This window comes from Achromobacter sp. CF-sbj1-Ac2-l, assembly GCF_052698165.1.
The window spans coordinates 5,870,757-5,890,641 of the sequence record NZ_CP199855.1; the positions used below are offsets into that span (position 1 = coordinate 5,870,757).

At 67.8% G+C, this 19,885-nt stretch carries 20 protein-coding genes; 9 read left to right on the forward strand and 11 right to left on the reverse strand.

Annotation, left to right across the window (positions count from 1 at the left end; all coding sequences use genetic code 11):
- Nucleotides 1-17 precede the first annotated feature (17 nt).
- Nucleotides 18-1,067, forward strand: coding sequence for an NAD(P)H-dependent glycerol-3-phosphate dehydrogenase (locus ACUDCK_RS26920; RefSeq protein WP_064524038.1), 1,050 nt, complete (start codon nucleotides 18-20; stop codon nucleotides 1,065-1,067).
- A 75-nt stretch (nucleotides 1,068-1,142) separates the two neighbouring features.
- A complete protein-coding gene (locus tag ACUDCK_RS26925; protein ID WP_064524037.1) occupies nucleotides 1,143-2,138 on the forward strand; it encodes a Bug family tripartite tricarboxylate transporter substrate binding protein in 996 nt (331 codons plus the stop codon).
- A gap of 75 nt (nucleotides 2,139-2,213) precedes the next feature.
- Here ACUDCK_RS26925 and ACUDCK_RS26930 read toward each other — a convergent pair whose 3' ends face one another.
- Nucleotides 2,214-2,684 carry a tRNA (cytidine(34)-2'-O)-methyltransferase gene (locus ACUDCK_RS26930; protein ID WP_054500438.1) on the reverse strand — a complete coding sequence of 157 codons (471 nt, stop codon included), beginning with the start codon at nucleotides 2,682-2,684 and terminating at the stop codon, nucleotides 2,214-2,216.
- A 139-nt stretch (nucleotides 2,685-2,823) separates the two neighbouring features.
- The gene (locus ACUDCK_RS26935) at nucleotides 2,824-3,573 is read right to left on the reverse strand and encodes a ComF family protein (RefSeq protein ID WP_367648729.1); all 750 of its coding nucleotides are present in this window, start codon (nucleotides 3,571-3,573) and stop codon (nucleotides 2,824-2,826) included.
- 51 nt (nucleotides 3,574-3,624) lie between these two features.
- On the opposite strand from ACUDCK_RS26935, the gene ACUDCK_RS26940 reads away from it, so the two are divergent.
- The gene (locus tag ACUDCK_RS26940; RefSeq protein ID WP_175166980.1) at nucleotides 3,625-4,557 is read left to right on the forward strand and encodes a methyltransferase domain-containing protein; all 933 of its coding nucleotides are present in this window, start codon (nucleotides 3,625-3,627) and stop codon (nucleotides 4,555-4,557) included.
- A gap of 20 nt (nucleotides 4,558-4,577) precedes the next feature.
- On the opposite strand, the gene ACUDCK_RS26945 is transcribed toward ACUDCK_RS26940, so the two are convergent.
- The 7 genes from ACUDCK_RS26945 to rsmB all read right to left on the reverse strand — a co-directional run bounded on the left by ACUDCK_RS26945 (nucleotide 4,578) and on the right by rsmB (nucleotide 14,094).
- A complete protein-coding gene (locus ACUDCK_RS26945; RefSeq protein ID WP_054500436.1) occupies nucleotides 4,578-5,819 on the reverse strand; it encodes a YbdK family carboxylate-amine ligase in 1,242 nt (413 codons plus the stop codon).
- A 389-nt stretch (nucleotides 5,820-6,208) separates the two neighbouring features.
- On the reverse strand, nucleotides 6,209-7,678 hold the full coding sequence (locus ACUDCK_RS26950) for a TrkH family potassium uptake protein (protein WP_054500435.1): 1,470 nt from the start codon (nucleotides 7,676-7,678) through the stop codon (nucleotides 6,209-6,211).
- 52 nt (nucleotides 7,679-7,730) lie between these two features.
- Nucleotides 7,731-9,110, reverse strand: coding sequence for a Trk system potassium transporter TrkA (gene trkA, locus ACUDCK_RS26955; RefSeq protein ID WP_054500434.1), 1,380 nt, complete (start codon nucleotides 9,108-9,110; stop codon nucleotides 7,731-7,733).
- The gene (locus ACUDCK_RS26960; protein WP_054500433.1) at nucleotides 9,107-9,796 is read right to left on the reverse strand and encodes a response regulator; all 690 of its coding nucleotides are present in this window, start codon (nucleotides 9,794-9,796) and stop codon (nucleotides 9,107-9,109) included. The genes trkA and ACUDCK_RS26960 overlap by 4 nt, the downstream gene beginning before the upstream one ends.
- An 11-nt stretch (nucleotides 9,797-9,807) precedes the next feature.
- Nucleotides 9,808-12,129: a sensor histidine kinase gene (locus ACUDCK_RS26965; RefSeq protein WP_054500432.1), complete on the reverse strand. Its 2,322-nt coding sequence runs from the start codon at nucleotides 12,127-12,129 to the stop codon at nucleotides 9,808-9,810.
- Nucleotides 12,126-12,716 (reverse strand): DUF4390 domain-containing protein, encoded by a 591-nt coding sequence (locus tag ACUDCK_RS26970; protein WP_116792223.1) that lies wholly within the window; start codon nucleotides 12,714-12,716, stop codon nucleotides 12,126-12,128. The genes ACUDCK_RS26965 and ACUDCK_RS26970 overlap by 4 nt, the downstream gene beginning before the upstream one ends.
- Nucleotides 12,717-12,756: 40 nt before the next feature.
- Nucleotides 12,757-14,094: a 16S rRNA (cytosine(967)-C(5))-methyltransferase RsmB gene (gene rsmB, locus ACUDCK_RS26975; protein ID WP_054500430.1), complete on the reverse strand. Its 1,338-nt coding sequence runs from the start codon at nucleotides 14,092-14,094 to the stop codon at nucleotides 12,757-12,759.
- A 130-nt stretch (nucleotides 14,095-14,224) separates the two neighbouring features.
- On the opposite strand from rsmB, the gene ACUDCK_RS26980 reads away from it, so the two are divergent.
- Nucleotides 14,225-14,857, forward strand: a complete 633-nt coding sequence (locus tag ACUDCK_RS26980) for a LysE family translocator (RefSeq protein WP_054500429.1) — start codon at nucleotides 14,225-14,227, stop codon at nucleotides 14,855-14,857.
- A gap of 151 nt (nucleotides 14,858-15,008) precedes the next feature.
- Complete coding sequence (rimO, locus tag ACUDCK_RS26985) at nucleotides 15,009-16,325, forward strand: 30S ribosomal protein S12 methylthiotransferase RimO (protein ID WP_175166978.1); 1,317 nt, start codon at nucleotides 15,009-15,011, stop codon at nucleotides 16,323-16,325.
- A 53-nt stretch (nucleotides 16,326-16,378) separates the two neighbouring features.
- Here rimO and ACUDCK_RS26990 read toward each other — a convergent pair whose 3' ends face one another.
- Complete coding sequence (locus ACUDCK_RS26990; protein WP_054500427.1) at nucleotides 16,379-16,696, reverse strand: DMT family transporter; 318 nt, start codon at nucleotides 16,694-16,696, stop codon at nucleotides 16,379-16,381.
- A gap of 95 nt (nucleotides 16,697-16,791) precedes the next feature.
- Here ACUDCK_RS26990 and ACUDCK_RS26995 point away from each other — a divergent pair, with 95 nt between their 5' ends.
- On the forward strand, nucleotides 16,792-17,178 hold the full coding sequence (locus ACUDCK_RS26995; RefSeq protein WP_054500426.1) for a winged helix-turn-helix transcriptional regulator: 387 nt from the start codon (nucleotides 16,792-16,794) through the stop codon (nucleotides 17,176-17,178).
- A gap of 72 nt (nucleotides 17,179-17,250) precedes the next feature.
- On the opposite strand, the gene ACUDCK_RS27000 is transcribed toward ACUDCK_RS26995, so the two are convergent.
- Nucleotides 17,251-17,811 (reverse strand): ferritin-like domain-containing protein, encoded by a 561-nt coding sequence (locus ACUDCK_RS27000; protein ID WP_054500425.1) that lies wholly within the window; start codon nucleotides 17,809-17,811, stop codon nucleotides 17,251-17,253.
- Nucleotides 17,812-18,039: 228 nt separating this feature from the next.
- On the opposite strand from ACUDCK_RS27000, the gene ACUDCK_RS27005 reads away from it, so the two are divergent.
- Genes ACUDCK_RS27005 through ACUDCK_RS27015 form a run of 3 tightly spaced genes read left to right on the forward strand, consistent with a single transcriptional unit; the run spans nucleotide 18,040 to nucleotide 19,872 of the window.
- The gene (locus ACUDCK_RS27005; protein WP_054500424.1) at nucleotides 18,040-18,642 is read left to right on the forward strand and encodes an LOG family protein; all 603 of its coding nucleotides are present in this window, start codon (nucleotides 18,040-18,042) and stop codon (nucleotides 18,640-18,642) included.
- Between the two features lie 23 nt (nucleotides 18,643-18,665).
- Nucleotides 18,666-19,226 carry a hypothetical protein gene (locus ACUDCK_RS27010; RefSeq protein ID WP_064524030.1) on the forward strand — a complete coding sequence of 187 codons (561 nt, stop codon included), beginning with the start codon at nucleotides 18,666-18,668 and terminating at the stop codon, nucleotides 19,224-19,226.
- Between the two features lie 19 nt (nucleotides 19,227-19,245).
- Nucleotides 19,246-19,872, forward strand: a complete 627-nt coding sequence (locus ACUDCK_RS27015) for an HAD hydrolase-like protein (RefSeq protein WP_054500422.1) — start codon at nucleotides 19,246-19,248, stop codon at nucleotides 19,870-19,872.
- Nucleotides 19,873-19,885: the final 13 nt, after the last annotated feature.

Consider the following 19,885-nt stretch of genomic DNA (forward strand, 5'->3'; position numbering starts at 1 on the left):
GCAGACCGCGGCGCCCCATGAACCAGCCCACTCCGCCCAGCCTGCGCGTCGCCGTCCTGGGCGCGGGCAGTTGGGGCACCGCGCTGGCGGCGGCCGCGAGCCGCCGCCACCCCACCGTACTCTGGGCGCGCGATCCGGCGCAGGCCGCCGACATGGCCGCCCGCCACGAAAATGCGCGCTACCTGCCTGGCATCGCCCTGCCCCAGGCGCTGACGATTACCTCCGATCTCGACGCCACGCTGCGCAGCCTGCAACAGGACGGCGCGACGGGGCTGATCATTCTAGGCGTTCCCGTGGCCGGCCTCGCCGCCACCTGCGCCGAACTCTCGCGTCGCCTGCCCGCCCTGGGCCTGCAAGACACCCCCATCGTCTGGACCTGCAAAGGCTTTGAAGCCGACACGGCCAGACTGCCCCACGAAATCGTGCGCCAGGCCCTGCCCGGAGCCGTCGGCGGCGTCCTGTCGGGCCCGTCCTTCGCCCGCGAAGTCGCCCAGGGCCTGCCCGTGGCGCTGACCGTCGCCAGCGACAACGCCTCCCTGCGCGCCGCCACCACCCGGGCCCTGCACGGCGCCGCGCTGCGCGTCTACGCCAGCGGCGACCTGGTCGGGGTGGAAGTGGGCGGCGCCCTCAAGAACGTCATCGCCGTGGCCTGCGGCATCGGCGACGGCCTGGCGCTGGGCACCAATGCCCGCGCCGCGCTGATTACCCGCGGCCTGGCCGAGATGACGCGCTTCGGCGTCGCGCTGGGCGCGCAAGCCGAGACCTTCGCCGGCCTGACCGGCCTGGGCGACCTGGTCCTGACCGCCACCGGCGAACTGTCGCGCAACCGCCGCGTCGGCCTGGAAATCGGCGCGGGCCGCAAGCTGGCCGACGTCCTGGCCAGCGGCATCACCGCCGAAGGCGTGCGCTGCGCGCGCGCCGCGCTGGAACGCGCCCGCGCCGTCGGCGTCGAACTGCCCATCACCGAAGCCGTGTGCGCCGTACTGTTCGACGGCGTCTCGCCCATGACGGCCGTGTCCACCCTGCTGGCGCGCGACGCCCGCGACGAACACGGCAACGCGGGCTGACATCGCCGATGCAGCCGGCCCCCACCCCCTCGTCCTCATAACAACACGACGCACGACTCCCAGGAGACATCCTTCATGACGCAAACCCGCAAGTTCCGGGTCGGCCCCCTGCTGCGCGGCCTCTGCCTGAGCCTGGCGGCCATCCTGCCCGCCGCCGCCCACGCCGACTGGCCGGACCGCCCCATCCACATGGTGGTGCCGTTCCCGCCCGGCTCGTCGCCTGACATCCTGGCGCGGACCATCGCCGAGCCGCTGGGACAAGCGCTGGGACAGCCCATCGTCATCGACAACAAGACCGGCGCCGGCGGCAACATCGGCACCCGCATCGTCGCGCAGGCCAAACCCGACGGCTACACCCTGCTCTACACGATCAACGGCCCGCTGGTCACCGCCCCCACGCTCTACAAGAAGACGCTGGGCTACGACCCGCTGCAAGATCTGGCGCCCGTGACGCTGGTGGGCACCAGCCCCAATGTGCTGACCGTGCCTGGCAACCTGAAGAACGTCAATTCCGTGCAGGACTTCGTGCGCATGGTGAAGGAGCACGGCAGCTCGCTGAACTATGGCTCCGTCGGCCCCGGCAGCTCGGCCCACCTGGCCATGGAAATGTTCAAGGAACGCGCCGGCATCGACATGGCGCATATCCCGTACGCCGGCTTCCCGCAGGTCATCAGCGCCATCATCGGCGGCGACATCCAGGCCGGCTTCATGGTCCCCGCCATCGCGGTGCCGCAGACCCGCGACGGCAAGGTCAAGATCCTCGCCGTCACCAGCCTGCAGCCCAGCGATACCCTGCCCGGCGTGCCCACCATGGCCTCGCAGGGCTACCCCGACTTCGAAGCCATCTCGTGGAACGCCATCCTGGCCCCCGCGGAAACGCCGACGCCCGTCATCGAGCGCCTGAACAGCGAACTTAACCGCATCATCAACAGCGACACGGTCCGCAAGCAGATGGCCCTGCAATACTTCACCCCCGCCGCCTCCACCCCCGAGGCCCTGACCGTCCGCATCCAGAACGAAAAGGCTCGTTGGGATCAGGTCATCCAGAAGCTGAACCTGTCGCTCGACTGACGCCGCCCCCCAGCGCCGAAGGCGGCCGCGCGGGCGGCCTTTGGCGCCCCGCGCGCAGGCATCCGCCAGGGGCGATCAGACGCCCCCTTCATATCCCAACTGCCGCCAAGCCTCGAAAACCGTCACCGCCACCGCGTTGGACAAATTCAAACTCCGCTGCCCCGCCCGCATCGGCAGCCGCAACCGCTGCTGCGGCGCGAACATCGCGTGATGCTCCTCCGACAAACCGGCGCTCTCCCGTCCGAATACGAACACGTCCCCCGCCTCGAATCGCACATCCCCCACGCTGCGCTGGGCATGCGTGGTCAATGCATAGAGGTGGGAAGCCGTCGCCCCTGTATCCGCCAGCGCCTCCTGCAGCGTGTCATGCACGCGCACCGGCTGCCACTCGTGATAGTCCAGCCCCGCCCGCCGCATGCGGGCATCGTCCAGCTCGAAACCGAGCGGACGCACCAGGTGCAATTGCGCGCCTGTATTGGCGCACAGACGGATGGCATTGCCGGTGTTGGGCGGAATCTCGGGGCATACGAGGATGACGTGGAACATGATGAACGGACGGAAAGACGTTGAATGACGGGCGGCCGGCCAGGGCCGCGCAGGAGCGATTGTCGCCGATTTGGACGGCCGCCCCGGCGCGCGAGGCCGCATGAGGGGCCGCCCCCGCCGCCCCCTCCCCGCCCGGACATCAGGGCCGGCGCGGCGTGCGCGCCACCACCAGCACCGTCACGCTGGCCGCGCCCGCGGCCAGCAAGGCGCGCGCGGCCGCATCGGCGGTGCTGCCCGTGGTCATGACGTCATCCACCAAGCCGACATGGCGGCCGGCCAGATCGCGCGCGCAATCGAACACGCCCCGGGCGCCGCTCAGCCTGGCCTGGCGCCCCAGGGCCGTCTGCCTGGGCGTTTCGCGCCGCCGCCGCAACGCCCCGCGCAGCAGCGGCCAGCCCAGTTGCGCCGCCAGGCTGCGGGCGATCTCGGCCGCCGGATTCATGCCGCGCCGGCGCAGCGATGCGCGACTGGACGGCACCGGCACCAGCAGCAAGGCCCGCGGCGGGGGTTCGGACCACACCGCATGCGCCAGCAGCCGCGCCAGGACCGGCGCCGCGCTGAGCCGCAGTTGGGTCTTGAGCTGCCGGATCAGCACCTCGGCGGGCGGCTCGTAGTCGAAGGCGGCGACCGTGCCGATGAAGGCTGGCGGCCGCGCCAGGCAGTCGGCGCAATGCAGCGCATCCGCCGCCAGCCTCTGGGCGCAACGCGGGCAGCGCGGCGCCAACGACGCTTCGGCCAGATCGGTTTCGCAGCCCTCACACAGGCGGGCGCCGCCGACCCGCCCCCCGCACAGCGGACAGTCGCAGGGCACCCGGGCCAGCAACCCCCGCCCCATGGCCTGTAGGGACAATCGGCCGCCGCGGCCGGGATGGGCAATAATGTGAGCCATCCCCCATGAAATCATGATCCGCCCGCGGCGCCGCGCCCGGGCGCGACCGAAATGTCCCTGCCCGCACCTGCCACCCCGCCCTCGCTCCCGCTCGTCGCCGCCGACGTGCCGCGCCAATTCGCCCGCCGCGGCGATCTTTCGGACGCCCAGTTCCTGTACGGCGAAGTCGCCCGCCGCATGCTGGGCCGGCTGCAGTACATCCGCGTGCAGCCGCAGGCCATGCTCGACGCCGGCTGCGGCGCCGGCGACAACCTGGCGCTGCTGCGCGAACGCTATGCCGAAGCCGCCTACACCGGCCTGGATAACTGCGACCCGCTGCTGGAGATCGCCCGCAAGCGCCACGCCCCGGCCGGCCTGTCGGCCTGGATAGGCAAACTGGCGCGACGCGGGCCGACCAATGCCTTCATCAATGCCGATCTGGCCGCCACCGGTCTGGCGCCTGAATCGCAGGAACTGGTGTGGTCCAACCTGGCCCTGCACTGGCACCGCGAGCCGCATGCCGTGCTGGCCGAGTGGCGCCGCATTCTCAAGGTCGGCGGGCTGGCGATGTTCTCCTGTCTGGGGCCGGCGACGCTGCGCGAATTGCGCCAGGCGCTGGACGACGCCGGACTGCGCACCGCCACCCCGGCCTTCGTCGACATGCATGATTTTGGCGATCTGCTGGTGGAAAACGGCTTCGCCGATCCGGTCATGGACCAGGAAATCCTGACGTTGACGTACCGCACGCCGGAAAAGCTGCTGCAGGACGTGCGCGCCCTGGGCGGCAACCCCGCCGCCGGTCGGCGCGGCGGCCTGGTCGGGCGAGACTGGCGGGCGCGCCTGTGCGATGCGTTGGAAGCCCAGCGCCGCCCGGACGGCGTCATCGCGCTGAGCATCGAAGTCGCCTACGGCCACGCCTGGCGCGCCGCCGCCCACCGCGGCACTGCAGGCGAGACCCGGCTTTCGGTCAGCGCCATCGGCGGCCGCCAGCGCGGCACGCCCTGAAACAAGACGCCCGGACAGGCCTAGTGCAGGCGTTCGGGCAGTGGCGCGGTCACTCCCGGCTCCGCCGTCGAGAGGGGCTGCATCGGCTCGGACGTGGCGCGGATTCGCCGCCGCAACACCGCGGTCGGCTCGGCCGGCGCCGCCTGGGCGACCTCACCGCGCCAGGCTTGCGACATCGATTCCACCACCAGCGGCAGATCGCGCAAACGATGGAACTGGCTGCGCAGCCAGCGCGAATCGTTGCCGCTGCGCATGGCTTCGTCGCGCAGCGATGCGATCATGTCGCCGGTCCCCAGTTCTTCGGCCACCGGCATCAGCCGCTGGAACAGCGCCCGCAGGTGGTCCATCAAGCGCAGGCGCTCGCCATCCGGCGTCACATAGCTGCCCTGCAGGCCGAAACGGCAGGCCTGGAAGTGGTTGCTGCGGTAGGACAGCCAGGCCTTGTCGCTGGGATCTTCTTCGCGCATCAACAGCACCGACAGCGCCTGGGCGAAGGCCGCTATCTGGCAGGCGCGCTCCACGGTCAACGGCGTATCGCAGACGCGGATTTCGACCGTGCCGAATTCGGGCTTGGGACGGATGTCCCAGTACAGGTCCTTGATGCTCTCGGCCAGGCCATAGGCGCGAAGTTGCGCCAGGTGGGCCTCGAACTGGTACCAGTCCTTGACCTCGGCCGGCATGTGACCGGCCAGCGGGAAGCTGTTGACCGCGTTCAGGCGCGAGCACGAAAACAGTGTATCGACGCCCTCGCAATACGGCGAGGAGGCCGACAGCGCGATAAAGTGCGGGACATAGGGCGACAGGCGACGCAGCAGCTTGATGGCTTCGTCGCCGTTTTTCACGCCCAGGTGGATGTGCTGGCCAAACACCGTAAACTGACGCGCCAGGTAACCATACATTTCCGCCAGGTACTGGAAGCGGGGCGTATCCGAGATGGAGCGTTCCTGCCAGCGCATGAACGGGTGGGCGCCGCCACCGGCTACCGAGACGCCCACGGCGTCAGCCGCTTCGACCAGGGCATCGCGCATTTCGCGCATTTCCGCCAGCAGGCCCATGGGGTGCTCGTGCACCGAGGAATTCAGTTCGATCATGGACCGCGTGATTTCGGGTTTCACGCGATCGGCAATGGGATGGTTGGCCATTTGGGCCAGCAGTTCGTCGGAGGCTGCGGTCAGGTCAAAACTGCGGGGGTCGATCAGTTGCAGCTCGAGTTCGATGCCCAGGGTGTTGGGGGCCGACGAAATGAACGGGATCTGTTCCATCTCGGACTCCTTCGGATGTTTGATGAGGGGATGCGCCGTTCGACCTTGAAGCCCGGCAACTTCCCGGGGGGCGCTAGACGGCGGCTTGTGAACGCATAATAGCCGCATGTTTGTGGCAAAACGATTGAAAATCGTGACATTTGTGTGCAACATCACGATGCATTCGGTTTTGCTCTCTAGAACAAAGTGAGCGAGCGCTCACAACGTAATGGTGGCGCGGCTCGCCGGCCCGGGAAGCCTGCAAGCGCAGGCTGGGTGCGGGTTTCCAGAGGGGATAGGATAACCCTATAAAGGGTTATCCCTTATAAAAACAGACCTATCCCGACGGGGACGCGCCGCGGCGACGGGAGGCCGGAAATTCGGGCTGTGCCGCGCACGGGCGAGGCCGCCTACTTGCGCCAGAAAATCGGCGTGAACAGCACCAGCACGGTCAGCAGCTCCAGGCGGCCGATCAGCATGGCGAAGGTGCAGACCCAGATCTGGAAATCCGACAGCACCGCGAAATTTCCCATGGGTCCGACCGGTCCCAGGCCGGGGCCGGTGTTGTTGACGCTGGCGAAGACGGCCGAGAACGCCGTGATCGGGTCCAGCCCCGACAGCAGCAGCAGGCTGGTGAAGACAGCGATGGACAGACCGTAGAAAAGCATGAACGCCAGCACCGACGACATGGTGCGGGCCTCGACGGCGCGGCCGTTGATCCGTACCGGGCTGACCGCATGCGGATGCAACATTGTGACAAGTTCATTGCGCGCCTGCTTGATCAGCAGGATGGCCCGGATCATCTTGATCCCGCCCCCCGTCGAACCAGCCGAGGTGGCGAAGCCCGACAGCAGCAGCATGGTCAAGGGCGCGAACAGCGGCCACTGGGCGAAATCGGTATTGGCGTAGCCCGTGGTGGTGGCCATCGAGATCGTGTTGAACATCCCGTAGCGCAGAGCCTGCAGCGGCTCCTGGTAGACGCCCTTGACGTACAGGAACACCGAGATCACCAGGCCCACCCCCAGCACCACCACCAGGTACGGAATGGCTTCCGGACAACGCAGATAAGCGCGCGGACTACGCTGGCGGAAAGCGTTGAAATGGGTGGCGAAGTTGATGCCGGCGATCAACATGAACACCATGGCCACCATTTCCACCGCTACCGAATCGAAATGGGCAAAGCCGTCGTCCCAGGTGGAAAAGCCGCCCAGGCCCATGGTGGTGGCCATGTGGCACCAGGCCTCGAACCACGACAGGCCGACCGCGCGGTAAGCCAGGAAGCACAGGATCGAGAACGCGAAATACACCGCGTACAGCGCCTTGGCGGTGCTGGCGATGCGGGGGGTCAGGCGCTCGTCCTTCATCGGCCCCGGGGTCTCGGCCCGCACCACCTGGTGGCCGCCGACGCCCAGCAGCGGCAGGATCGCCACTGCCAGAACCAGGATTCCCATGCCGCCGATCCAGATAAGGGTGGCGCGCCACAGGTTGATCGAGGCGGGCAGCGCGTCCAGATTGGTCAGCACGGTGGCGCCGGTGGTCGTCAGCCCGGACATGGCCTCGAAATAAGCCCCGGTGAACGATAGCGGCAGGCCGGCACGGTGGAAGTAGATCAACAGCGGGATCGCCGCCAGCAGCGGCAGGCCGGCCCATACCGCCGACACCAGCACAAAGCCGTCACGGGCGCGCAGCTCGCTGCGGGCCCGCCGCGTCAGCGCCGCCAGCGCCACGCCGATACCGACCGAAATCAGGAAGCCGTGCAGGAAGGCATCGCGCGCGGCGTCGCCGCCGATGTAGGCCACTCCCAGCGGGATCAGCATGGTGAGGGCGAACATCACCATCGTCAGGCCCAGGATGTGCAGCGTCGCCAGGACCCGCTTCATGCGGCCTCCCCGGCCGTCGCCGGTCCGTCGGAAAGCGGGACGCGCGGGCTCATCAGAAGAACGACGCCGAGACTTGGAACAGTTTTTCCACGCGCGGCATCTGCTTGCGCGAGGGCACGAAGACGATGACGTGATCGTCGGTCTCGATCACGGTATCCGCGTCAGGCAGGATGATCTCGTCCTCGCGCACCAGCGCGCCGATGCTGGCGCCCTTGGGCAGGCTGATCTCGCCCACCTTGCGGCCCACCACCTTGGAATTGGAGCGGTCGCCGTGGGCGATGGCCTCCAGCGCCTCGGCCACGCCCTGGCGCAACCGGTGCACCGCCGCCACGTCGCCGCGCCGCACATGGCGCAGCAGCTCGCTCATGGTGGCCTGCGACGGCGACACCGCGATGTCGATATGGCTGCCCTGCATCAGTTCGCCATAGGCCTGGCGGTTGATCAGCGCGATCACCTTGCGCGCGCCCAGCCGCTTGGCCAGCAGCGACGACATGATGTTGTCCTCGTCGTCGCTGGTCAGCGCCAGCCAGGTGTCCATGTCCTCGATGTTCTCGCGTTCCAGCAGGGCCTCGTCGGTGCCGCTGCCGTGCAGCACCAGCACGCTGTCGGGCAACTGCGTGGCCAGGTATTCGCAGCGCTTGAGGTCGCGCTCGATGATGCGCACGCTGTAGTTTTCCTCGGCCAGCGCGCGCGCCAGCCGCAGGCCGATGTTGCCGCCGCCGGCGATCATCACGCGGCGCACGGCCTTTTCGGCTTCGCGCAGTTGCCGCACGGCGCGGCGCGCGTGGCGCGTGTCCACCACCAGCACCACCTCGTCGCCCGGGGCGATCACGGTGCCCGACCCCGCCCGCAACGGGCGGCCGCCGCGCAGCACGTCGATCACCCGCGCCGTGACGTCGGGCCAGACCTCGCGCAGCTTGTCGACGGGATGGTGCGCCATGGGGCTGCCGTGACCGACGCGGACCGTCACGACGCTGACCCGCCCTTCGGCGAATTCCACTACCTGCAGCGCCTCGGGGAACTCGATCAGGCTGTGCAGGTAGGTGGTGACGCTGCGCTCGGGACTGATGATGGCGTCGATGCAGAAGCCGTCTTCGCTCATCAGTTCGGGATGTTCGGAAAATTCGCCAGAACGGATACGGGCGATGCGGCGAGGGATGTTGAAAAGCTGACGGGCGATCTTGCAGGCCACCATGTTGGCCGCGTCGGACGCGGCGCAGGCGATCAGCAGGTCGGTGTCCGCGGCGCCGGCGCCTTCCAGCACCGACACCTGCGAGCCGTCGCCATGGACGACGCGCAGGTCGAAGTGTTCCTGCAGGTATTGCAACTGGGAAGAGTCCGAATCGATCACCGTGATGTCGTTCTGCTCGGACACCAGGTTTTCCGCCACGCTGGTGCCTACGCGACCAGCGCCGATGATCAGGATCTTCATGCGCCCCGTTTGCGCGCCGACTCGATGCCCAACTGCTTGAGCTTGCGGTAGAGGTGGGTGCGCTCGAGGCCGGTGCGTTCGGACACGCGGGTCATGCTGTGGCTTTCGCGGACCAGATGGTATTCAAAATAGATGCGCTCGAACTCGTCGCGCGCCTCGCGCAGCGGCTGGTCCAGCGAGATGCTGCCCAACTGGCCGTTGGCGGTGACCGGAACTTCATTCGCGGGGGCCAACGACAGCGTCGGCGGATCGAGTTCGTCCTCGAGCGCCACGGTGGCGCTGGCGGTCGTGGGCGCCGTCACGGGCGCCGGATGCGGCACGCGACCGCGGGCCAGGCCGGCGGCCACGGTCTTGAGCAGGCGTTGCAGCGTAATCGGCTTTTCGAGGAAATCCATGGCGCCGATGCGGGTGGCCTCGACCGCCGTGTCGATGGTGGCGTGACCACTCATCATGATGACCGGCATGTCCAGCAGGCCCTGCGAGCCCCATTCCTTGAGCAGGCTGACGCCATCGGTGTCCGGCATCCAGATGTCCAGCAGCACCAGATCGGGACGCGTGCGAAGGCGCGCGGCGCGCGCTTGCGCCGCGTTTTCGGCCAACTCGACCGTGTGCCCTTCGTCGTAAAGGATTTCCGACAAAAGCTCGCGAATACCGACTTCGTCGTCAACCACCAGAATTCTGGCCATAAAGCATCCACCTATTGCGTAGCCGCATTATCCTTTTCTTGCGCGGTCGCGTCCATAGTATCGGCCCCGGGAGCGAGCCGGGTCAACAAGATGGAAATCCGCGCGCCTCCTTCCTTGCGATTCGCAAGGTCGATCCGCCCGCCATGCTCTTCCACGATCTTGCGTACGATTGCCAATCCTAACCCAGTCCCGTGGGACTTGGTGGTTACGTAGGGCTCGAAAGCGCGCTGCATGACCTGCGGCGGGAAACCCGGGCCGGTGTCGGCGACCGTGAAACGCAGGGCCTGCTGGTCGGCGCGGTCGGGCTGCTCGCTGCGCATCAGTTGGGTCGTGACGCTGACCCGGCCTTCCCCTCCCTTCTCGGCGATGGCGTCGCGGGCATTGGACAGCAGGTTATGGATCACCTGGCGCAACTGGGTCGGATCGCCCTCGATGGCGGGCAGGTCCGCGCCCAGGCTGACGTCCAGGTTCAGCGCCTTGCCGGAGGCCGAACGCACCGAAGCGGCGCCGTCCGGCTCCCAGCCATACAGGGACAGCACATCCGCCACCAGCGCGTTGAAGTCGATACGCTGCATCACCGCCGGCGGCGTGCGGGCGTATTCGCGGAAATCATCCACCATCTGCTTGAGCGAGGCCACCTGGTTGACGATGGTGTTGGTGGAGCGCTCGACGATCTGGGCCTCGGCCGGCGGCAGCTTGCCTTCCAGCTTCATCGCCAGGCGCTCGGCGGAGAGTTGGATCGGCGTCAGAGGGTTCTTGATCTCGTGGGCCAGGCGGCGCGCCACTTCGCCCCAGGCGACGGTGCGGTTGGCCGATATCACCTCGGTAATATCGTCGAACACGACCAGGTAGCCGTTGCCGCGGCCGTCCACCCGCAGGTGGGTGCCGCGCGCCAGCAGCGTCAGGGCCTGGGGCCCGTTGGGCGTGTCGCCCTGCTTGGGCGCGATTTCGAACTGCTGCTGCCAGTGCTGCCGTTCGGAGCCCACGGCGGCGTGGGTGGAAAAAGCCTGCCGCACGACGTTCGCGAATTCGAGCATGCCATCGACGGTTTCCAGCGGCCGCCCGATCACCGAGCGCAGGTCGGCCTGCAGGATGGTCTGGGCGCCCTGGTTGACGGTGGTGACGCGGAAGGACTCGTCGAACACCAGCACGCCCGAGGACAGGTTCGACAGCACGCTTTCCAGATAGACGTTGGACCGCTCGAGCTGCTGGCGGTTGCTCTCGACCATGCGGCGGGCCTCGTCGAGCTGGCGCGTCATGGCATTGAACGAGCGGGTCAACTGGCCGACCTCGTCGCGCTCGGGCGGCTCGGGCAGCGGCCGGTAGTCGCCCACGCCCACCGCCTGGGTGCCGCCCGCCAGGCTGAGCAATGGCCGCACCAGCCGCTTGGACAGCGACAACGCCACGGCGATGGCGCCGAACGCGGCCAGCAGCAGCGCCAGGGTCAGCGTGATGCCATACAGTTTGCGCAGGCCGAGCCGCGACAGGGCGAGTTCCTGGTAGTCGCGAAAACCCTGCTGCACCAGGTTGGCGTTGTGCGCGATCTGCTCGGGCACCGGCTGCAGCAGTTGCAGCCAGCGCGGCTCGGAGGCGGCGCCCAGCAGGTTGTCGTAGCGGTCGGGCCCGGTCAGCGGGATCACCACGCGCAGGTGCAGCCCGCCGTCGGTGCCGGGCTTGACCGGGTCATCGGCCTCGGCGGCCGAATAGCCGCGCGACAGCCGAAGTTGGTTCATGACCGTCGACGGCGGCATGGCCGGCAGCAACTGGCCATACTGGCTGGTGGAGAACGCCACCATGCGGCCGCTGCCGGTGAAGACCATGGCTTCCTGCACGCCGTTGGCTTCGCGCAGCCGGGTCAGGGCCAGCGTCACGCCGGTATCGGAATTGCGGTTCAGCTCGGCCGCCATCGAGCGGGCCCGCGCGTCCAGGTCGGCCAGCAGCGAGTCGAGCGCGGCGCGGCCCAGGTTCAGGCCGGCCTCCAGCGCGGTGTCGACCCGTACGTTGAACCAGGACTCGATCGAGCGCGACATGAACTGCACCGAGACTGTGTAGATCAGGGCGCCGGGGACCACGCCGATCAGGGCGAAGGCCAAAGAGAAGCGGGCGGTCAGCCTGGCGCCGAACTGCCGGCGCCGGATCTGCCGCGCCAGCCGCACCGTCAGGGCCACCACCCAGACGAACAGCGCCAGCGCGAAGATGCCGTTGAGAACCAGCAGCGTGTCGTAATAGCGGGCAAAACGCGAGGCATTGCCCGTGGACCATGCCAGCAGGCCCAGCAACGCCAGGCCGCTCACCGCGCCGACCATCAGGGCCAGCCGAAGCAACAGCCTCATGAGGGGTCTTTCTCCTTGTCACCCAGCGAGAACGAGAAATCGGTCCACGGCGTGCCCTGGACCCAGGAGCTGCTGTTCAGGGCATTGACCTGGAACGGCCGGGGCAGCAGCGACGTGTCCAGCCGCAGCCGCAACTGGCCGCCATAGACCACGCCCTCGTCGAAATCGTCGGCATCGGCCACCTGCCAGTTGCGCACATGGCGGATGACGCTCATTGCGTCGTCCAGCGACGCCACCGGGAAGGACAGCTCGCCGACCCCGGCACGCCACTGGCGCGTCAGCGCGTTGTAGATCACGCGCCAGGTGCGGGAGGTGTCGACCAGGGACTTGTTGAACCACCACCAACGCTCGCGCGTGATGGTCAGGTCGGCAGTGAAGTACAGGGGTACGCCACGCTGGGCGGCGTCACGCAGTTGCTGGTTCAGTTCGAACTCGATGTCGGCGTCGATTTCAAGCTTGTCGCCACGCACGACCGGTTCGACGCGCACCACCTTCGGTTCGGACCCGTGTGCCTGACCGGCCGGCGCCAACGACAGCGCGGCAGTTGCGAACAATAACCCCAGAAATAACCGTGAAATGATGGACATACGACACCGAAACCCCGTCATGCCCCCTATTCTTGGCGATTCAGGACTGCTTGGCAAACAAGGCGTAGAAAAATCCATCGCGTTGCGCCGCGGGTGTTGCATCGACCGCAACTGGCAGCAATTGGCCGGGCGCGTCCAGGCGCCGGGCCTCGGGGTGGCGCTGCAGGAACTCGAGCGCCTGGCGCGTGCCCTCGATCGGGAAGATCGAGCAGGTCACGTACAGCAGGCGGCCGCCGGGCGCGACCGTGCGCCAGAGCGCGTCCAGGATGCGCGCCTGCAGCGTGGCGGTGCGGCGCACATCGTTCTCGCGGCGCAGCCAGCGGATGTCGGGATGACGCCGCACGATGCCCGAGGCGGTGCACGGCACGTCCGCCAGCACCGCGTCGAAGGGCTTGCCATCCCACCAGGCGTCCAGGTCGGCGGCGTCGGCGGCCTGCAGCCGCACATGCTCGCCCGCCAGGCCGAGGCGGTCCAGGTTCTGGCCGACCCGCGTCAGGCGGTCGGCGTCGGCGTCCAGGGCGAGCAGGTCGATGTCGGCCAGCTCCAGCAGGTGGGCGGTCTTGCCGCCCGGCGCGGCGCAGGCATCCAGCACCCGCATGCCGTCCTGCGGCGCCAGCAGCTCGGCGGCCAACTGGGCGCCGGCGTCCTGCACCGACCACCACCCTTCGGCGAAACCGGGCAGTTGAGCCACCGGCCGCGGCGTGGCCAGCACCAGGCCGGCCTGGCCCACCGTGTCGGCGGCCAGGCCCGCGTCCTGGAACGCGGCCAGGACCTGCTCGCGGCTGGCGCGGCGGCGGTTGACGCGCAGGGTCAGCGGCGCCGGCACGTTGGCCGCCCGCAGGATCTCCTGCCACTGCTGCGGATAGGCCACGCGCAATTGCTTGACCCACCAGCCCGGATGGTTCCATTCGGCCTCGGGGCTGTCGGCCACGGCGGCCTCCAGCGCCGCCCGCTCACGCAGGAAACGGCGCAGGCAGGCATTGAGCAGGCCCTTGAACGCCCCGAGGGAACGGGTCGAGGACGCGGCCGTGACGGCCTGGTCCACCACGGTGTGGGGCGCGTAGACCGGCATGCCCGGCAGGCCGGCAGCGGCCTCGCCCTCGGCCTTGAGCAGCGTCAGCGAGACCAGCAGCAGCGATTCGAACAGCACATTGGGATAGCGCTGCACCAGTTCGCGGCCGACCGCATCGGCCCAGCCCAGGTAGCGCATCGCGTGGAACGACACCGCCTGCGCCGCGGGGCGCAGGGCGCCATCGACGTCGGCCAGGGCATCGGTCATCGAGCGGCCTTCCAGGACGTCCTCCACCACGCGCGCGCTGGCAAGCAAAACGGCGGAAAGCGGGGGAGCCAGATGGGGGGTATCGGAACGCGTGGACATGGCAGCAAATCAAAGGACAAGACCGCTATGGTAGCCCGGCGCGGGCTGCCGCCCCGTCGACGGCCTCGCGGGGAGCGCTGGACGAACCGCGCCGGGCGCGTCACACTGGCCGCCTGCCTCGGAGCCCGCCATGTCCACCGCCACGCTGCTGCTGTTCATCCTGGCCTCGGCCGTCGCCATCGTGACGCCCGGCCCGACCGTCCTGCTCGCCATGAGCAACGGCTCGCGCCACGGCGTGCGCACCGCCTGCTGGGGCATGGGCGGCGCGGTAATGGCGGATTTCATCCTGGTGGGCGCGGTGGCTTCCGGCCTGGGCGTGGTGCTGGCCGCTTCCGAGGTCGCCTTCCATGTCATCAAGTGGGCGGGCGCCGCCTACCTGGCCTATCTCGGCTGGAAGATGCTGCGCTCGGACGCCGCGCTGGTGCTGCCGGCCGCCGAACCCGGCGCCGCCCGGCCGGTGGGCCTCAAGCTGGGCCTGCGCAGCTTCGTGGTGGCGCTGACCAACCCGAAGGCATTGCTGTTCATGTCCGCCTTCCTGCCGCAGTTCATCAATACCCAGGCGCCCCTGCTGCCGCAATACGCCACCGTGGCTGCGGTGCTGGCGCTGATGAACATCCTGACCATGCTGGCCTACGCCACCCTGGGCGCGCAACTGGTGCGGGCCTTTCGCGGCTCGGGCCTGCGCTGGCTGAACCGGGTCTGTGGCTCGCTCATGATCGGGCTGGCCGGCACCCTGGCGCTGTACCGCCGCAGCGGCGCCTGACGCCCGACGTCGCCCTGCCCGGATATTAGGGACGCACACCAGCCGGGAATCGCCCCCGGCAACCCGCTAAAATAACGGCCCCCCGCCCTGCCGCGCTAGAATTGCGCAGTATTTGATCACTGGCGCCGGCTCGCGCCCACCGAGGTATTCCATGTCTTCCCCCAAAGTCGGCTTCGTCAGCCTGGGCTGTCCCAAAGCCCTGGTCGACTCCGAACGCATCCTGACCCAACTGCGCACCGAAGGGTACCAAGTCACGCCCGAGTACAACGACGCCGACGTCGTGGTGGTCAACACCTGTGGCTTCATCGACAGCGCCAAGGCGGAGTCGCTGGAAGCCATCGGCGAAGCGCTCGCCGAGAACGGCAAGGTCATCGTCACCGGCTGCATGGGCGTCGAGGAATCGGTGATCCGCAACGTGCACCCCAGCGTGCTGGCCGTGACCGGCCCGCAGCAATACGAGGAAGTGGTGCGCGCCGTGCATGACGCCGCGCCGCCCAAAAAGGACCACAACCCCTACCTGGACCTGGTGCCGCCGCAGGGCGTCAAGCTGACCCCGCGCCACTACGCCTACCTGAAGATCTCGGAAGGCTGCAATCACCGCTGCAGCTTCTGCATCATCCCGTCGATGCGCGGCGACCTGGTAAGCCGTCCGGTGGGAGACGTGCTCAGCGAGGCCGAGCGCCTGGTCAAGGCCGGCGTCAAGGAACTGCTGGTGATTTCGCAGGACACCAGCGCCTACGGCGTCGACGTCAAGTACCGCAGCGGCTTCTGGAACGGCCGGCCCGTGCGCACCCGCATGACCGAGCTCTGTACGGCCTTGTCCGAGATGGGCGTCTGGACGCGCCTGCATTACGTGTATCCGTATCCGCACGTCGACGAAGTGATTCCGCTGATGGCCGAGGGCAAGATCCTGCCCTACCTGGACATTCCGTTCCAGCACGCCAGCCCGCGCATCCTCAAGGCCATGAAGCGTCCGGCGTTCGAGGACAAGACGCTGGCGCGCATCAAGCAGTGGCGCGATATCTGCCCCGACCTGACCATCCGCTCGACCTTCATCGTCGGCTTCCCCGGCGAGACCGAGGAAGACTTCCAGTACCTTCTGGACTGGATGCAGGAAGCCCAGCTCGACCGCGTCGGCTGTTTCCAGTATTCGCCGGTGGAAGGCGCGCCCGCCAACCTGCTCGACAATCCCGTGCCGGACGAGGTCAAGCAGGAACGCTGGGAACGCTTCATGGAACTGCAGCAGTCGATTTCCACCGCGCGCCTGGCGCGCAAGGTCGGCCGCGAGATCGACGTACTGATCGACGAAGTGGACGAAGACGGCGCCGTGGGCCGTAGCGCTGGCGACGCGCCGGAAATCGACGGTTGCGTCTACGTCAGCTCGGACCGCAAGCTCAAGGCCGGCGACCTGGTGCGCGCCCGCGTCACCGACTCCGACGAGTACGACCTCTGGGCCGACACGGTCTGAGCGTCATGAGGCCGGCGGCATCGGCCGCCGGCGCGAAAGGCCCGCGGCCCGGTTCAGGCCTCCAGCAGTTTCAGGCCCGCCACGCCGCCCACGATCAACGCAATGCACGCCAGGCGCGCGACGGACGGCGAATCGCCGAACAGCAGGATACCCAGCAGCGTGATGCCCACGGACCCGATGCCGGTCCACACGGCGTAAGCGGTGCCCGCGGGCAGGTGCCGCATCGCCAGCGTCAGCAGGAAGATACTGCCCAGCGCCGCGGCGATGCCGATGGCGCTGGGCCAGAACCGCGTCCAGCCGTCCGCGTACTTCAACGCCAGCGCCATCACGATTTCCACCGCGCTCGCGGCCAACAGGATCCACCAGGCCATCCCGGCCTCCCTTCGTTATTGGAATGCGGCCAGCTTAGGGCCTATAGTTACCCAGGCACAAGTACGCACCTATTGGTAACCATGAAGGGCACCCCATGGCAGTCTCTCCCGCTTCCGCGGGCGACGTCTTCGACGCCGCCTGTCCATCGCGCCGCGCGCTCGAACTGATCTCCGGCAAATGGGTACCGCTGGTGCTGCCCGCGCTCGCGCATGGCCCGCTGCGCAACAATGAGCTGCTGCGCAAGCTCGACGGAATCTCGCAGAAGATGATGACGCAGACACTGCGCGAACTGGAACGCCACGGACTGGTCCTGCGCGAGGACATGCGCACGGTGCCGCCGCATGTGCGCTATCACCTGACCGAACTGGGGAAGTCGCTGAATGTGGCGCTGGTGGCGCTGGATCGATGGGCCGAAAGCCACCATGCCCAATTGGATGCGGCGGCGCGCCGCCACGACGCGGCTGCCGCGCGCCAGGGTTGAACAACCCGGGCGGGACGCGCAGCCCCATGGCGCACCGCCGCCCCACGGTGCGCCATCGACCGCTGACGGGCCTTAATGCTTGGCCAGGAAATCAGACAGATCGTCGGCGTGCTCTTCCTCGACCGCCAGGATTTCCTCCAGCAGGCGACGGGTGGTCGAATCCTGCTCGCCGATGTACTCGATCATCTGCCGGTAGCTGTCGATGGCAATACGCTCGGCGATCAGGTTTTCCTTGATCATCTCCTCGAGCGAGGAGCCCTCGACGTACTCGGAATGGCTACGCTCGAGCAGGCCCTTGGGCGACAGGTTGGGCTCGCCGCCCAGTTGCACGATACGCTCGGCCAGTTTGTCGGCGTGATCCTGTTCCTGAGCGGCGTGCTCCGCGAATTCCGCGGCCACCGGCTCGGCGTTCAGGCCGCGGGCCATGAAGAAGTGGCGCTTGTAGCGCAGCACACAGACGATCTCGGTGGCCAGCGCCTCGTTCAGCAGCTTGAGCACGGTCTGGCGGTCGGCACGGTAAGTGTCGGTGACGGCGCCGGACTCGATATCCTGGCGCGCCTTGGCGCGGATCGCCTTCACATCCATGTCGAAGGGGCGGCTCGCCTTGTCTTGGTTACGGGTCGTGTTTTCCATATCGTTAGCTCCTTGTGGGGTTGGCAATACGACGCTGGACTTCCAGTCGTTCCGAACAACCCAGTCTACCGGGCGTACGAAAAGATGCTGTGTCCAAACATTGCCCATGGCGCCGGATCCGGCTTTCGTGCGCCGGCTAAAAACCCGCCCGGCGCTTCTCGTAAACTATCGGCTTCCCGGACGGCCCGTGACGCAATCTGTAACGGGCCCGACAACAAGTAGCTTCATATGACCCTGAAGAACATCTGCGTGTATTGCGGCTCCAATCCCGGCGCGCGCCCCGAATACCTGGAGCAGGCCCGCGTGCTGGCCCGTGAACTGGTCAAGCGCGACCTCGGCCTGGTCTACGGCGGCTCGGTCGTCGGCATCATGGGCGTCATCGCCAACGAGGTGCTGGCCGGCGGCGGCCGCGTGATCGGCGTGATCCCGGAACTGCTGCAGAAAAAGGAACAGGCCCATCGCGGCCTGACCGAGCTGCACCTGGTGCAGAGCATGCACGAGCGCAAGGCCATGATGATGGAGAAGGCCGACGGCTTCATCGCGCTGCCCGGCGGCGCCGGCACGCTGGAAGAGTTCTTCGAGGTCTGGACCTGGGCCCAGCTCAGCATGCACAGCAAGCCCTGCGGCCTGCTCAATATCGCCGGCTATTACGACGCGCTGATGCAGTTCGTCGACCATGCCGTCGACGAAGCCTTCATGCGCCCGCAGCACCGCGACATGCTGGTGGTGGAAAGCGATCCGGCGACGCTGCTGGACCGCTACGCCATTTACGAGCCGCCCAACGTCTCCAAGTGGTTCGAGCCCGTCAAGCCCGAGCATCGCGCCCCCTAACCCGCTCCAAGGAAAGCCCCGCAATGTCCAACGGTTCGTCGTTCCCCGCCAGCACCGAGTCCGTATTGCGCGATTACTTCCACGCCAAGGACGAAAACCGCCCACACTACATGGCGCGCGCCTTCGCGCCGCAGGCGGTGCTGAAGATGGCGCTGCGCACGCAGGCCATCGCGTTTCCGCCCGAATCCCACGGCCTGGCCGCGATCACCGACACCTTGGTGCGCAAGTTCGGCCAGACCTACGACAACGTCTACACCTTCTACCTGGCGCGGCCTGAGGCCGATGCGCGCCTGTCCGACTATTCCTGTGACTGGATCGTCGGCATGACAGAGAAGGCCACCGGCAACGTGCGCGTGGGCTGTGGCCGCTACGCCTGGACCTTCCAGCCGGAGCCATACCGCGCGACTCACCTGACCATTACCATCGAGACCATGGTGACGCTGCCCCCGGCCGCCACCGACGCGGTGTTCGGCTGGCTGCTCGCGCTGGACTATCCCTGGACCAACGCCCAGCGCGTCGTCGCCGGCGCCCCGCCGCTTGAAGACCTGGCGCCGGTGGTGCAGTATCTGCTTCACCCCATGTAGATCGGCATCGGATTTTTTCTTGAAATACGACATCGCAGCTTTTGATTTCGACGGAACCCTGGCAGACACCATGCCCTGGTTCAATTCCATCCTCAACACGGTGGCCGACAAGTACGGCTTTCGCAAGATCGACGCCGCCGAGCGCGACCAGTTGCGCCACCGCGACGCAGGCGAGATCCTGAAGTTTCTGGGCATCCCGCTGTGGAAACTGCCCGCCATCATGGCGCACGTGCGCACGCTGATGCAGGAGATCGATCCCAGCGTGCGCCTGTTCGATGGCGTTCCGGACGCGCTGGCCCGACTGAAGGCGGGCGGGCTGCGGCTGGCGGTGGTCAGCTCGAACTCGCTGGAAAACGTGCAGCGCGTGCTCGGGCCGGAGACCGCGGCGCTGTTCGACGACTACGAATGCGGCACCGACCTATTCGGCAAGGCCGCCAAGATCGAGCGCCTGCTGCAGCGCCACGACACCCCGCCGGAACGCTTCTTGCTGGTGGGCGACGAGATGCGCGACATCGACGCGGCCCGCAAGGCCGGCGTGCGCGTGGGATCGGTGGCCTGGGGCTACAACCACGTCGACGCGCTGCGCGACCGCGGCCCCGACGAGCTGTTCATGCAGGTCGCCGAATTGCCCGCCGCGCTGGCCTGACGCCGCGCCCCGA